Raw genomic sequence first — 12188 nt, forward strand, 5'->3', positions numbered from 1 at the left:
TTAGGCGTTTCGGTGGTTATGGCGAAGGGGAAACACCCGGTCCCATTCCGAACCCGGAAGTTAAGCCCTTCAGCGCCGATGGTACTGCACTGGAGACGGTGTGGGAGAGTAGGACACCGCCGGACATTCACATATATCAGGAAAGCCCGCCAGGCTACACGCCGGCGGGCTTTCCTGCGTTGTTGGGTCGGTGACGCCGGCTGCCTCGCTTCGCTCGCATCCACGGGATGGTCTACGGCCATCAACCGGCCTCACCCGCTCCCGTAGCCAGGGAACAGCCGGGTGGGGAAGGGTAGGCCCACAGGTTCCGGGATCCGGCCCGGGATTGGTGGAGGCTCTGAAGAGGTCAGGGCAGCGGGCGCAGGCCTGTCTCGCTCGAAAACTCGGTTCCGTGCGGTGACCTGGGGTTTCGCTGCGGGGTCATCGCCGAGGCTGGGACCATCTCGAGGTGCTGTTGTCGTTGCTGTACCGGCTGGTGCGGTGTCTGTTCGGGCTGCTGGCGGTGCTGGTCCGGTCGGATCTGTCCAAGGACGTCGAGTTGCTCGTGCTGCGCCACGAGAACCAGGTACTGCGCCGTCAGGCCGGAGGCCGGCCGCGGTGGGGTCATACCGACCGGCTCTGGCTCACGGCGCTGTCACGGCTGGTGAACCGCCGCCGCTGGGCTGAGATCTTCCCGGTCGCCCCTGCCGCGATCTTGCGGTGGCACCGTCAGAAGGTCGCCGCCTCGACCGTATGGGAGATACTCAAGGACGCTGGCATCGACCCCGCACCCGAACGCACCTCCAGCACGTGGGCCGCCTTCCTGCGCTCCCAAGTTGACGCCCCGCTGGCATGCGACTTCTTCAAAACGGTCACGCTGCGCGGAACGCGCATCTACGTGCTGGCGGTGATCGAGCACCGTACGCGGCGGATCCGCGTTCTGGGCGCCACCGCGCACCCACCGCCTTGTGGGTGACCCAAGCCGCCAGGAACCTGATCATGGACCTGCAGGATGCCCAGTGCCGAGCGCGATATCTGATCCGGGACCGAGACGGAAAGTTCCCCGACCTGTTCAACGCTGTCCTGGCCGATGCCGGGATCACGGTGGTGCTCACCGGCGTGCGGATGCCGAGGATGAACGCGCTCATGGAGCGGTGGGTGCAGACCTGCCGGCGCGAGCTTCTCGACCGCACCTTGATCTGGAACCAGCACCATCTCCGGCGCGCCCTGGGTGAATTCGAGGCCTTCTACAACACCCATCGCCCGCACCAAGGCATCGCGAACGCCCGGCCGCTGCGTCCGCTACCACCGCCGATCACCGATCCAGACCAGATCGCCCGCCTGAACGTCCCCGGCGGTGTGAACGGCTGGGCGGAAGCCTCAACGCGTACGAACATGCCGCTTGACCTGTGTGGATGAGATTTTCGGCAAGCGCATGGTTCACCACCGCGCCGAGCCCCGACGACCCGCACACCCAGTGGCGCCTGTACACCGTCCTGGACTACCCCGCCCCCGACCTTACCGACCGCGTCTACCAACGCACCGGCCCGCTAACCGTCGCTGAAAAACAACGCTGCCAATCCGACCGACCCACAGCCATCACCCCCGTCGGCGCCAGCACCCCCGCAGGCGGCGACAGCACCGCGCGGCTGTCCCAACTCACCCGAAAACACTGATCTCTGAACTCGCACGGCGAGGCCGCCAGGCCCTCGATGAGCCCGCCACGGGCGGACGCCGCCTTGCCGACTCCGGCCGGTTGGGATGGCCGGTGGGCAGCCGCCCACCGGCCATCTGGTCAGTCCCTGCCCAAGATGAGCTGGCGGGTCGTGGTGCTTCCGCCGCGGTTGATGACCACGGGCACCGTGCGACCGGCGCGCATGCCCGCCAGAACCTGACGGAAGACAGGCACCGTCGGCGTCGGCTGCCCGTTCACGGACGTGATGATGTCGTTCGGCACGACCCCCGAGGCTTCTGCCTTGCTCCCGGGATCGACCGTACCGGACGAGGACCCCGGCACCACCGGGAGCGTTGACGACGTAGCCGTGGAACGAACCTGGGGCCCCCGGGGGTGATGTTCACCTTGAGTGGCAGGGTCAACCCTTCGAAGGTGAAGCCGCCGCTGAACTGACCTCCCGCCAGCGGCGCGTCGACATCGGCGGTCCCTCAGGATCTCGGGACGGTTGAGTTCCGCACCGGGTGACGTGGTTAGGAGTAGGTGCGATGCATAGTTATTCGAACCCAAACGGCAGGTTTGGGTGCTCCGCGGGTGCTCGTATGTCGCGGTACCGCCCGGCAGCGCCGATGAGGAATATCGATACACGCTGTCCGTCGGTGACATCTTCCCAGCCCGGGATCAAACCTGGAAGCTCGCGACCGTGGAGAACGCCGGGAGAAAGGACTGGGTCGTCGTCCTGTCGCCGGTGGGCCGACGTGAGGAGCATGCCCTCAGCTGCGAACGTATCGGTCAGGGCCCACTCGGCCTGCGCCACGTCCGATACTGCCGACGCAACCCGCGATGGTGACCGCATCCGACAAGATCACGACCAAAGAGCATCCAGGGAGCACCCACGCCCCCTAAATGATCACCACAAGATCCGCTAGCGGCAAGAAACCACAGGTCAAAGGCCATTTGAGTGGTAGGGCGCCTGGGACTCGAACCCAGAACCTATGGATTAAAAGTCCACAGCTCTGCCAATTGAGCTAACGCCCCGCTACCCACGAGCGTACCGGAGGTACCGTACACCGCGCGCGAGGAATACCGGCTACGGGAGGTGCCCGATGCCGCCGAGCGAGGCCGGCGCGCCCAGGGTGAGGACACCGGGCGGGGCGGCATCGATCACCTCGTCGAGCCGTACGACGATGCGGTTCCGCGACGGCTGCGGACGGCCGGGGCGCGGAGTGGCCGGATGAGTGCCGGTCGGCTTCGCCGTGGCGCAGGCGTCCTCCGCGGATTCTCGCTCTCGATGAGCCCGATAATCGCGGAGCCGCACGCTCGGCCGGACATCGTTTTCGGTAACACCGGAATCGGCGCGTCATCGATTATGAACTCGTCACCGTCAAGAAGGTTCCTGCGCTATGGGGAATGTACGGCTTTTCGCTGCCGTATTCTGCCGCGAAGATATTGGTGTGCGGCTCGTCCGGGCCCGCGCCGCCGGACCGCGTCGCGCCGGGTCCGCGGCGACCACGCCTCCGCCGCTGTCGGCCTCACCTGAATCCGCTGGTCGGAGCGGGTTGGTGGTCGCGGGGGTCTCGAGATGCGAACGTCCGCGGGCCGACCCCTCCCCCAAGAGGTCTACCCGCGGACGTTCACTTTCAGTTGGCCCGGCAAGCATTCAGGATGCTCGCCTTTCGCGTCGCGTCCCCCGATGAATCCCCCAATTCAACCGCGACGTTCAGGCCGTTGTGGTGGTCCGTGTTCTTCGTACGAGGTTACGTACACCGCCCGCTGTATTCCACTCACTGCCGATGACAGTTCAGGTACAACCAGGGATGACCCTGCGGCGTCGACCTGGCGTGCCGTCGACGGCGGCGGTCGGCCGGAAGGTTGGTACGGTGCGAGGAACGATCGACGAGCAGACCGACCGGCCGGAGCGCTGCCCATGACCTCGCATTCGACCGCCCGCCCTCCGCGACAGGCCTCGGCCGTCGGGCGGGGGACACGCGTGCGGGGCACCCGGCAGGCCGAGGCGCTGGGCCAGGTTCTGGCCGACCTGCCGGAGTTCCGTAGCGCCCAGGACATCCACGCCGAGCTGCGCCGCCGCGGCGAGCGCGTCGGGCTGACCACGGTCTACCGGCATCTTCAGGTGCTCAGCGAGGGCGGCGGCGTCGACACCCTCCGCGACGAGACCGGTGAGACGCTCTACCGCCGGTGTGAGAGCAGCGCTCACCATCATCACGTGACCTGCAGGTCGTGCGGGCGCAGCGTCGAGGTGGAAGGGCGCGAGATCGAGCGCTGGGCGGAGCGCGTCGCCGCCGAGGCGGGCTTCACGGACGTCGACCACACCGTGGAGATCTTCGGGCTGTGCCCCGACTGCACCTCCGAGCGCGCCTGATCCGGCCGACGTGAGCGTGCGGGACGGCGATCACGTCGACCGCACGAGATCACGGCGACCGTACGGATCACGGCGACCGTACGGCGATCACGGCGACTCCGGCCGCGACGGCGGTCGGCACGCCGTGCACGAGGGCCACGGACGAACACCGAACGCATGCCCCGCCGCCCCGCGATTCCTGCCAGAGTGAGGGAAGTGCGGTTCGGAGTGTTCTTGCTGGCGGCGCGGTTCCCCGGGCAGAGCGACGGCGCGGTGCTGTCCGCCACGGTCGAGGCGGCCATCGCCGCCGAGCGGGCCGGCTTCGACGACGTCTGGTTCGCCGAGCACCATTTCATGTCGTACGGGATCTGCCCCTCCGCGATCTCCCTCGCGGCGTACGTCCTGGGCCGTACGGAACGGATCGCGGTGGGGACGGCGGTGAGCGTGCTGTCCACCGCGCACCCGGTCGCGCTGGCCGAGCAGACCGTCCTGCTGGACCAGGTGTCCGGGGGCCGCTTCCGGCTCGGCGTCGGGCGGGGCGGCCCGTGGGTGGATCTGGAGGTGTTCGGCACCGGGCTCGCGCGGTACGAGTCCGGATTCGCCGAGAGCCTCGATCTGCTGCTGGCCGGGCTGACCCGTCCCCGGCTGTCGGCCGCGGGGCCGACGTTCGCCTTCCGCGAGGTGCCGATGGTGCCGCGCCCCGGGACGCGCCCGTCTCCGCCGGTCGTCGTCGCCTGCACCTCGGCCGCCACGGTCGCGCTCGCCGCCGAACGCCGCCTGCCCATGCTGCTCGGACTGCACATCGGCGATGACGGCAGGCGCGCGATGGTCGCTGAGTACGCCGCCCGATCCGAGGGCGCACGGGCGGATGACGTTGCCGCCGCCGGATCCGAGGGCGCGCCGGTGGACCACGTGGCCGCCGCCGTGGCGTACGTCGCCGACACCCGGGCGGAGGCCCGGCGGACGCTGCGCGCCGAACTGCCCCGCTGGCTGCGCCCCGGCCTGGCCGGCTACGTTCCCGTCGACGACCGGCCGTACCGGCCCCGCGACCCGGACGAGTACGCGGAGCTGTTGTGCCGCATCCACCCCGTCGGTACTCCCGAGGACTGCGTGGAGACCATGGCGGCGACGGTCGAACGCACCGGTATCCGCCACCTGATCCTCATGGTCGAAGGCGCCGGCGCCCCGGAGCGGACCCGGGAGAACATCGCCCGGCTCGGTGCCGAGGTCCTGCCCCGCCTGCGCACCCGGTTCCGAGACCGATGAGCGCCCGCCTGCGTCGAGCCCGGCCGTACGGGGGCCGGTGATGATTCGCTCTCGCTGGCGTCATCAGCGTCTTACCCGCCGATCGAGCGCACAGTGTCCGTCACGATACTGACCGTATTTGTTGCTCCCTGTCATTATTCACGCACGGGGAGGGGGAAGATGGCTGGTAGCGAAGCCTTTCTGGCAATGGCAAAGAGCCAGGTCGGTCCGCGGCTGCGGGCGGACGGCAGTACGGAATACGGCGACTGGTTCGCCGAGCTCGTCGGGGACCGCGGCCACCGTACCGGTGACTTCTGCGCCATGGGCCTGTTGTGGTGCGCCTGGAGGACGAACCAGGTCCTCGTCCTCGGCGGCGTGGACCCGCGGTGGGCGCGGGTGCCGTCGTGGTGGGGGCACTGGCGGGAGATCGGCCGGTCGACGAAAAAGCCGGCCCGTGGCCGGATCGCCTTTTTCGATTTCAATTCAACCGGATATCCCGAGCATGTCGGTGCGGTGCTGCAGGACAATGGAAACGGCTCGATCGTCTCGATCGAATTCAACACCTTGAACGGCTGGTGCGCCGTTCGGGGGCGCCGGACGTCCGACGTTCTCGGCTTCGCCGATCCGGCCTGGCCGGACACCCGCGTGCCGCTCGTGGCGGGCGGCGACTCCTGCTGGAGGGGCTGACATTCTGCGCGGCGCCGACATCTCCGCGCGGCAGGGCACGCCCAAGCGCCCCATCCGGGGCGCCATGGGGCGGTCAGCCGAGCGCGCGGTCGAGGTTGAACGCGGCGCTGATCAGGGCCAGGTGGGTGAACGCCTGCGGGAAGTTGCCCTGCTGCTCACCGGTGTGGCTGATCTCCTCGGCGTACAGGCCGAGGTGGTTGGCGTAGGTGAGCATCTTCTCGAAGGCCAGCCGGGCCTCGTCGAGGCGTCCGGCGCGGGTGAGCGCCTCGACGTACCAGAAGGAGCAGATGGAGAAGGTGCCCTCCTCACCGGTCAGGCCGTCGGGGCTGGCCTCCGGGTTGTAGCGGTAGACCAGCGAGTCGGACACCAGCTCCTGGGTGAGCGCGTCGAGGGTCGACAGCCACTTGGGATCGGTTGGGGCGACGAACTTGGTCAGCGGCATCATCAGGACGGCGGCGTCGAGGACGTCGCCGTCCTCGTGCTGGACGAACGCCTGCCGCCGTTCGCACCAGCCGCGCCGCATGATCTGCCGGTAGATCGCGTCGCGGCACTCCCGCCAACGCACCAGGTCGGCGGGCAGGCCGCGGTGGGTGGCGATGCGGATGGCCCGTTCGATCGCCACCCAGCACATCAGCCGGGAGTACAGGAAGTTCTTGCGCCCGCCGCGGGTCTCCCACACGCCTTCGTCGGGCTGGTCCCAGTTGCAGCAGACCCATTCGACGAGGGAGGACACCGCGTCCCAGGCACAGCTGGAGAGGGGCTTCCCCCACTTGTCGTAGAGGTACATGGAGTCGATCAGGGCGCCGTAGATGTCGAGCTGGAGCTGGGTGGCGGCGGCGTTGCCGACGCGTACGGGCGCCGAGCCCTGGTGGCCCTCCAGATGGGGCAGCTCGCGTTCGGGCAGGTCGGTGCGCCCGTCGATGCCGTACATGATCTGCAGCGGTCCCGACGGCCCCTCATCGCGCAGGTCGACCCGCTGGGACAGGAAGGTCATGAACGCCGCGGCCTCCTCGGTGAAGCCGAGCCGCAGCAGCGCGTAGACGGCGAACGCTGCGTCGCGGACCCAGAGGTACCGGTAGTCCCAGTTGCGGGTGCCGCCCATGCGCTCGGGCAGGCTCGTGGTCGGCGCGGCGACGATCGCGCCGGTGGGGGCGTACGTGAGCAGTTTCAGAGTCAGCGCGGAGCGGTGCACCATCTCCCGCCACCGGCCGCGGTAGAGGGACGCCGACAGCCAGCGCCGCCAGTACGCCACCGTGTCGGTGAACTCCCGCTCGGCCTCGGCGTGCGGGCAGCAGCGCGGCGCGATCGTGTCGCCGACCCGGTCGAGGGCGAACACCGCCGACTCGCCCTCGGACAGCTTGAAATCCGCCCGCACGTCCATGCCATCGCATTCCAGCGGCACCGTGGAGGTCAGCGCGAGCGACAGCGTGTCGGATTCGAACAGCGTCGTGCCGTCGAGCATCCGTACGGTGTGCGGCCGGGTGGCGTAGTCGAAGCGAGGGGCCACCCGGGCCCGGAACGGGATGGTCCCGCGCACGCATATCACCCGCCGGATCAGCCGGTGCCGCTCCACTTCGTTGACATCGCACACGGGCATGAAGTCCTGGATCTCGCCCACCCCGTCCTCGGTGAAGAACCGGGTGATCAGCACGTTGGTATCGGGGAAGTAGAACTGCTTGGTCCTGGCCGGCGCGATGGAGGTGAGCTCGAAGCATCCGCCCCGGTCGGCGTCGAGGATCGCGGCGAAGACGCTGGGCGCGTCGAACGACGGGCAGCAGTACCAGTCGACGGTGCCGTGGGTGTCGATCAGAGCCACCGTACGGAGGTCACCGATCAGCCCGTGCTCGGCGATCGGCGCGTAGCGAGAGGGCCCGCCGGGGCCGTGGTACATCGTCGGTTCGGCCATCGCAGCAGCCCTTTCCCCCGAGGACCACGCCGTGGTCCAGGTCGCTGACCTGCCGATTTCCAGACTAGACCGCCCCGCGTGCTGCGGCGCGGCTCAGGACGCCGTACGGGTGAGGGCTCCGGTGATCTGGGTGGCCAGCAGTTCCTCGAGGGCCGTGGCGAAGTCCAGGCGCAGCGCTGCCAGGGAGGGGTCGGCCTCGTAGGCGGCCAGAGCGCTGGCCGAGGGACGGGTGTGCACCCACAGCGCGCCGACCAGCACGAACGTGGCGCCGCAGACCATGAACGCCTGGTCGCCGAGCTCGGGCAGGTGGCGGCGGACGAGCTCGGCCATGGCGGTGACGTTGTCCAGGGTCGCCCGCTTGTAGCGCGCGGCGACCTCGACCGAGACGTTGTGCTCCAGGACGCCGGACTGGGAGCTGAGCAGGTCACAGAGCACCCGTTCGGGTGCGAGGGAGCGGGTGAGCGCGGCGGCGAGCTGGTCGCCGCGCCGGCGGGGCGTGCCCTGCGGGTCGACGTCGGTGGTGAGCCGCTCGGCCAGCCGGTCGATCCACTGTTTCCACGCCCGGTCCAGGAGTTCCAGGAGGATCGCCTCGCGGGACTCGAAGTAGCGCAGCACGTTGGACTTGGCCAGGCCGACGCGGCGGCTGAGCTCGTTGAGAGTGACCTCGTTCACGGTCATCTGGTCGAGCATCGCGGCGGTGGTGTCGAGGATCGCCCGCCGCCGGATCTCCCGCTGCTCCTCACTGCGCGCCCGCTGGAACGTCATGGCCCAATCCTACGGACCGCCGGTCTCTTGACAGCAGACCGCCGGTCTCTTACGTTGGCGGGAGATAACAGACCGATGGTCTCTTGATCGTCGCATCCCATCTTGGAGGGATCATGAAAGACAAGTGGACCGCCGAGGACGTGCCCGACCAGCACGGCCGCGTCGCGGTGATCACCGGCGCCAACACCGGCCTCGGCTTCGAGACCGCCAAGGCCCTCGCCGTACGGGGGGCGTCGGTGGTTCTGGCGGTACGGGACGTGGACAAGGGCAAGCAGGCCGCCGCCCGGATCGCCGACGCCGCTCCCGGCGCGGACGTCACGGTCCGGCGCCTCGACCTCTCCTCGCTGGACTCCGTCCGCGCCGCGGCGGACGAGCTGCGCGCCGGCCACCCGACGATCGACCTACTGATCAACAACGCCGGGGTGATGTACACCCCGAAGCGGACCACCAGCGACGGGTTCGAGCTGCAGTTCGGCACCAACCACCTGGGGCACTTCGCGCTCACCGGCCTCCTGCTCGAGGCGATGCTGCCGGTGCGCGGCTCCCGCGTCGTGACGGTCAGCAGCGTCGGCCATCGGATCCGGTCTGAAATCGACTTCGACGACCTGCAGTCGGAGCGGTCCTACAGCCGGGTCGCGGCGTACGGCCGGTCCAAGCTGGCGAACCTGCTGTTCACGTACGAACTGCAACGCCGGTTGTCCGGCACGGGCGAGACGATCGCGCTGGCCGCCCACCCGGGCGGCGCCAACACCGACCTGGGGCGCAACGCACCGGCGATCGTCCGCGCCCTCGCGACGGCGCTCGGCCCACTGCTCGCCCAGAGCGCGGCGATGGGCGCACTGCCCACCCTCCGGGCCGCGACGGACCCGAAGGCGCAGGGCGGTCAGTACTACGGACCGGACGGATTCGGCCAGGTCAAGGGCAACCCGACGCTGGTCAAGTCCAGCGGGCGGTCCCACGACACGGCCGTCCAGCGCCGCCTGTGGACCGTCTCCGAAGAACTCACCGGAGTGACGTTCCCGGTGTGACCAGGCTACGGAGCGTCGACTACAAGGCCACTGGCGAGGCGCTCCGCCGCCGAGCTCGCGTAGTTGCGCTCCACGGCGGCACGCTCGGAGGCGTTGGGGGTGGCGTTCGTGCACGAGACGCCGCCGGTCGAGCCGGACATCAGCGACGAGCAGGGGCCGGGCTTGTTGTCCGGCAGGCCGAGGCTGTGCCCGAGCTCGTGCGCCGCGATGCGGATCGTGTTGTACCCCTCGTCCACCGCCTCCCGGCCGAACCACACCGTCCCGGCGCTCCCGCCCGGGCGGACCGGCCCGAGCGTCGACTGGGGCCAGCCATCGAAGGCGATGATCTTGATGTTGGCCCGCTGGCCGGCGGTGGCCTCGACCAGGCGGACGTTCGTCACGTTCGCGTTCCAGGAGTTGGCGCCGGCGACCACGGCGCTCTTGAACTCCGCGGCCTGGCTGTCGTCGTAGTAGAGGGTGGTCGTGGCGAGTGCGGCCCGCTGGTGAGGGGCCGGCGCCGAGGCGCTCGCGGCGGGGATCAGGGTGACCGAGAGGGCGAGCGTGCCGGTGCCGATCAGGACGGAGGCGGCGGTGCGGTACGACATGGCGGGGGCCTTCCTCTAGCGGGCCACGCGTCGTCGCGTGTCCCGGATCAAGGTCGGCCCGAGCTTATGTGCGTACGGGCTTTTCAACAAGAGTGGTCATATGGCGAAAACCGGCCAGTTACCCCTAGCCGTTCGTCGGTCCCCGCATATTCGCGGACAGGAACTCCAGGATCATCGGGACCAGCTTCTTCAGGTCCTTGGTGAAGTGCTCGCCGTTCGGCTGGATGTAGGTGGTGGCGACGGTGGGCGGCTGGAGCAGCTTCACCAGCGCGTTCATCCGGTGCACCTCATCGCGGGACTGTGGAGAACCGCCGGCGATGAGCAGCAACCGGAGGTCGGGCCGGGTCCTCTCGAGCATCAGGTCCGGGCTGTTGGCCCGGCGCCCTTTCGCCGACCAGTGCAGATCGGTGTCGGGCTGGAAATAGCCGCCCCACGAGACGACGGCCTTGAAATCGCCGGGGTGCTCGGCGGCCAGCTTCACGGCGCAGAAGGCCCCGGACGACGCCCCGGCCGTTCCCCAGCCGTCGCGGCTCTTCAGCGTACGGAAGTTCGCGCGGATGAACGCTGGAACATCCTCGCCCATCCAGGTGCCCATCTTCGGGTGGCCTGGGATGTCACTGCACTCGGTGTCCTGGTGCGACGACGGCTGCAGGGCGGGCATCACCATGATGAACGGATGGGCCTTGCCCGCACCGGCCAACCTCACGTCGTCCTCCTGGGCCGGCAGCACCTTCGGATTGGACCAGTAGTTGTAGCCGGAGCCGTTGCCGCCCGTATGGAGGATGACCACCGGAAAGCCGGTCCTGGCGTACTGCGGATCGTTGTACTGCGGCGGCAGCCAGACCCAGACCTTCCCGGTCCATCCGGACTTGAGCCCTTTCAGCCGCGTCATCAGCACCGGCCCGGCCGACGTACGGCGGGCAACGGTGAAGTGCGCCGCGGGACCCGTCGGCATCGCGACCGCCGGAGCACGCGACGCCGGGGCCGTCCTCGCCGCCTTGGCGGCCCTGGGCGGCTCCGCGCTCTTCGACGACGAACCGGACCCGCAACCGCTCAGCACTCCGACGAGCAACAACGCCCCGACGACCGACACCACCTGCGGTGCCCCGCACCGGTAAGCCACCCGATCACTCCCGAGCCGGGCCGCGTCGGCCCACGAAGGAAAACCGCCTCCACCGTACTGGCCGATCTCCGCCGATTGAAGATCGGCCCCTGCCGGGCGAGGGCCCCTGACGCGGCGGAAGGGCCGTGGTTCGTGGGGCGGACGGCTCGTGCGGAATTAGTGCGGGGGACTGTAGCGCATCATCCCTGCATAGGCCTGTAGTCCCATTTCCCAGGTAAGGCCGTTACTTACGTGGATGCCCCGGCTACGATCCCCCGAAAATGATCAAGCTCCGGGTGGTCGTGCGCCTCCGGAGGTTCCGAAGGGAAATCCAGTGAACTTCAAACGGGTGACCTTCGCCGTGGCCGCCGCCGGGACGATGCTCGTCGGAGCGGCCTCCGCCGCATCGGCCGCTCCCGCCTCCGACGTCCACGTGCAGATACCCTCTTATCAGTACAGGAACGTGGCGTCGGGCAAGTGCCTGGACACGAAGACGAAGGCGGGCAACCAGGCCATCCGCCGGATCACGTGCCACAAAGGCAACACCAAGGACATCAAGCACCAGCTGTGGATCCTCGACAACGACAAGTCGCTCCACAGCCTGATCAGCCCCGGCAACTGCCTGGCCCTCAGGAACAGCCAGTTCGCCATCTCCAAGAAGTGCAGCTACAAGGACAAGACGCAGCGGTGGAAGTGGGCCAAGATCGCTACTCACAAAATGTCGCTGGTCAGCCTGGCGACGAACAAGTGCCTCGCCCTCAACCACGATGACTACCTGCTCGTAGTCAAGTGCAACCCGAAAGCCAAGGGCGACCTCTGGACCCGGTCCTCCTCCTGAGCGGTTGATCAGCCCGAGCCCCT

The 12188-nt window shown here is 68.8% G+C and carries 16 protein-coding genes, 1 tRNA gene and 1 rRNA gene; 11 read left to right on the top strand and 7 right to left on the bottom strand.

Going from position 1 to position 12188, the window contains the following annotated elements; all coding sequences use genetic code 11:
* Positions 1 to 8 precede the first annotated feature (8 nt).
* The 4 genes from rrf (at position 9) to ABEA24_RS40530 (ending at position 1655) form a co-directional block, all read left to right on the top strand.
* Positions 9 to 125 (top strand): 5S ribosomal RNA (gene rrf / locus ABEA24_RS40515).
* A 323-nt stretch (positions 126 to 448) separates the two neighbouring features.
* A complete protein-coding gene (locus ABEA24_RS40520; protein WP_345438611.1) occupies positions 449 to 955 on the top strand; it encodes a hypothetical protein in 507 nt (168 codons plus the stop codon).
* 23 nt (positions 956 to 978) lie between these two features.
* Positions 979 to 1398, top strand: coding sequence for an integrase core domain-containing protein (locus ABEA24_RS40525; RefSeq protein WP_345438613.1), 420 nt, complete (start codon positions 979 to 981; stop codon positions 1396 to 1398).
* Positions 1395 to 1655 (top strand): hypothetical protein, encoded by a 261-nt coding sequence (locus ABEA24_RS40530; RefSeq protein ID WP_345438616.1) that lies wholly within the window; start codon positions 1395 to 1397, stop codon positions 1653 to 1655. Before ABEA24_RS40525 ends, ABEA24_RS40530 begins: the two co-directional genes overlap by 4 nt.
* A 119-nt stretch (positions 1656 to 1774) precedes the next feature.
* On the opposite strand, the gene ABEA24_RS40535 is transcribed toward ABEA24_RS40530, so the two are convergent.
* Positions 1775 to 2317: a PDZ domain-containing protein gene (locus tag ABEA24_RS40535; RefSeq protein WP_345438619.1), complete on the bottom strand. Its 543-nt coding sequence runs from the start codon at positions 2315 to 2317 to the stop codon at positions 1775 to 1777.
* On the opposite strand from ABEA24_RS40535, the gene ABEA24_RS53820 reads away from it, so the two are divergent.
* Positions 2235 to 2501, top strand: a complete 267-nt coding sequence (locus ABEA24_RS53820; protein WP_425551296.1) for a DUF6406 domain-containing protein — start codon at positions 2235 to 2237, stop codon at positions 2499 to 2501. The genes ABEA24_RS40535 and ABEA24_RS53820 overlap by 83 nt on opposite strands.
* A gap of 112 nt (positions 2502 to 2613) precedes the next feature.
* Here ABEA24_RS53820 and ABEA24_RS40540 read toward each other — a convergent pair.
* Positions 2614 to 2689: transfer RNA gene (locus ABEA24_RS40540), tRNA-Lys, on the bottom strand.
* A gap of 52 nt (positions 2690 to 2741) precedes the next feature.
* A complete protein-coding gene (locus ABEA24_RS40545; protein ID WP_345438621.1) occupies positions 2742 to 2969 on the bottom strand; it encodes a hypothetical protein in 228 nt (75 codons plus the stop codon).
* 609 nt (positions 2970 to 3578) lie between these two features.
* On the opposite strand from ABEA24_RS40545, the gene ABEA24_RS40550 reads away from it, so the two are divergent.
* From ABEA24_RS40550 to ABEA24_RS40560, 3 genes are all read left to right on the top strand, one after another.
* Entirely contained in the window at positions 3579 to 4031 is a 453-nt protein-coding gene (locus tag ABEA24_RS40550) for a Fur family transcriptional regulator (RefSeq protein WP_345438623.1), read from the top strand.
* 195 nt (positions 4032 to 4226) lie between these two features.
* A complete protein-coding gene (locus ABEA24_RS40555; RefSeq protein WP_345438625.1) occupies positions 4227 to 5276 on the top strand; it encodes an LLM class flavin-dependent oxidoreductase in 1050 nt (349 codons plus the stop codon).
* A gap of 93 nt (positions 5277 to 5369) precedes the next feature.
* Complete coding sequence (locus tag ABEA24_RS40560) at positions 5370 to 5942, top strand: CHAP domain-containing protein (RefSeq protein ID WP_345438627.1); 573 nt, start codon at positions 5370 to 5372, stop codon at positions 5940 to 5942.
* A 73-nt stretch (positions 5943 to 6015) separates the two neighbouring features.
* On the opposite strand, the gene ABEA24_RS40565 is transcribed toward ABEA24_RS40560, so the two are convergent.
* Both ABEA24_RS40565 and ABEA24_RS40570 read right to left on the bottom strand, forming a co-directional pair.
* The gene (locus ABEA24_RS40565) at positions 6016 to 7848 is read right to left on the bottom strand and encodes a glycoside hydrolase family 15 protein (RefSeq protein WP_345438629.1); all 1833 of its coding nucleotides are present in this window, start codon (positions 7846 to 7848) and stop codon (positions 6016 to 6018) included.
* Between the two features lie 93 nt (positions 7849 to 7941).
* Positions 7942 to 8613, bottom strand: a complete 672-nt coding sequence (locus tag ABEA24_RS40570) for a TetR/AcrR family transcriptional regulator (RefSeq protein WP_345438632.1) — start codon at positions 8611 to 8613, stop codon at positions 7942 to 7944.
* A gap of 113 nt (positions 8614 to 8726) precedes the next feature.
* On the opposite strand from ABEA24_RS40570, the gene ABEA24_RS40575 reads away from it, so the two are divergent.
* Positions 8727 to 9641: an SDR family NAD(P)-dependent oxidoreductase gene (locus tag ABEA24_RS40575; protein ID WP_345438635.1), complete on the top strand. Its 915-nt coding sequence runs from the start codon at positions 8727 to 8729 to the stop codon at positions 9639 to 9641.
* Between the two features lie 5 nt (positions 9642 to 9646).
* On the opposite strand, the gene ABEA24_RS40580 is transcribed toward ABEA24_RS40575, so the two are convergent.
* Together ABEA24_RS40580 and ABEA24_RS40585 are read right to left on the bottom strand one after the other, a co-directional pair.
* Entirely contained in the window at positions 9647 to 10225 is a 579-nt protein-coding gene (locus tag ABEA24_RS40580) for a snapalysin family zinc-dependent metalloprotease (RefSeq protein ID WP_345438637.1), read from the bottom strand.
* A gap of 124 nt (positions 10226 to 10349) precedes the next feature.
* Positions 10350 to 11117, bottom strand: coding sequence for an alpha/beta hydrolase (locus ABEA24_RS40585; RefSeq protein WP_345438639.1), 768 nt, complete (start codon positions 11115 to 11117; stop codon positions 10350 to 10352).
* Between ABEA24_RS40585 and ABEA24_RS40590 the strand changes: the two genes are divergently transcribed.
* A complete protein-coding gene (locus tag ABEA24_RS40590) occupies positions 11095 to 11343 on the top strand; it encodes a hypothetical protein (RefSeq protein ID WP_345438642.1) in 249 nt (82 codons plus the stop codon). The two genes, ABEA24_RS40585 and ABEA24_RS40590, sit on opposite strands and share 23 nt — an antisense overlap.
* 318 nt (positions 11344 to 11661) lie before the next feature.
* Positions 11662 to 12165: a ricin-type beta-trefoil lectin domain protein gene (locus tag ABEA24_RS40595; protein WP_345438644.1), complete on the top strand. Its 504-nt coding sequence runs from the start codon at positions 11662 to 11664 to the stop codon at positions 12163 to 12165.
* Positions 12166 to 12188: the final 23 nt, after the last annotated feature.

This window comes from Actinoallomurus vinaceus, assembly GCF_039542055.1.
Classification (GTDB): Bacteria; Actinomycetota; Actinomycetes; order Streptosporangiales; family Streptosporangiaceae; genus Actinoallomurus; species Actinoallomurus vinaceus.

Coding starts and splice junctions, on each gene's coding strand:
- ABEA24_RS40525 (WP_345438613.1), top strand. CDS start 979: ATGGACCTGCAGGATGCCCAGTGCCGAGCGCGATATCTGATCCGGGAC.
- ABEA24_RS40530 (WP_345438616.1), top strand. CDS start 1,395: ATGAGATTTTCGGCAAGCGCATGGTTCACCACCGCGCCGAGCCCCGAC.
- ABEA24_RS40535 (WP_345438619.1), bottom strand. CDS start 2,317: ATGTCACCGACGGACAGCGTGTATCGATATTCCTCATCGGCGCTGCCG.
- ABEA24_RS40550 (WP_345438623.1), top strand. CDS start 3,579: ATGACCTCGCATTCGACCGCCCGCCCTCCGCGACAGGCCTCGGCCGTC.
- ABEA24_RS40565 (WP_345438629.1), bottom strand. CDS start 7,848: ATGGCCGAACCGACGATGTACCACGGCCCCGGCGGGCCCTCTCGCTAC.
- ABEA24_RS40570 (WP_345438632.1), bottom strand. CDS start 8,613: ATGACGTTCCAGCGGGCGCGCAGTGAGGAGCAGCGGGAGATCCGGCGG.
- ABEA24_RS40575 (WP_345438635.1), top strand. CDS start 8,727: ATGAAAGACAAGTGGACCGCCGAGGACGTGCCCGACCAGCACGGCCGC.
- ABEA24_RS40580 (WP_345438637.1), bottom strand. CDS start 10,225: ATGTCGTACCGCACCGCCGCCTCCGTCCTGATCGGCACCGGCACGCTC.
- ABEA24_RS40585 (WP_345438639.1), bottom strand. CDS start 11,117: ATGACGCGGCTGAAAGGGCTCAAGTCCGGATGGACCGGGAAGGTCTGG.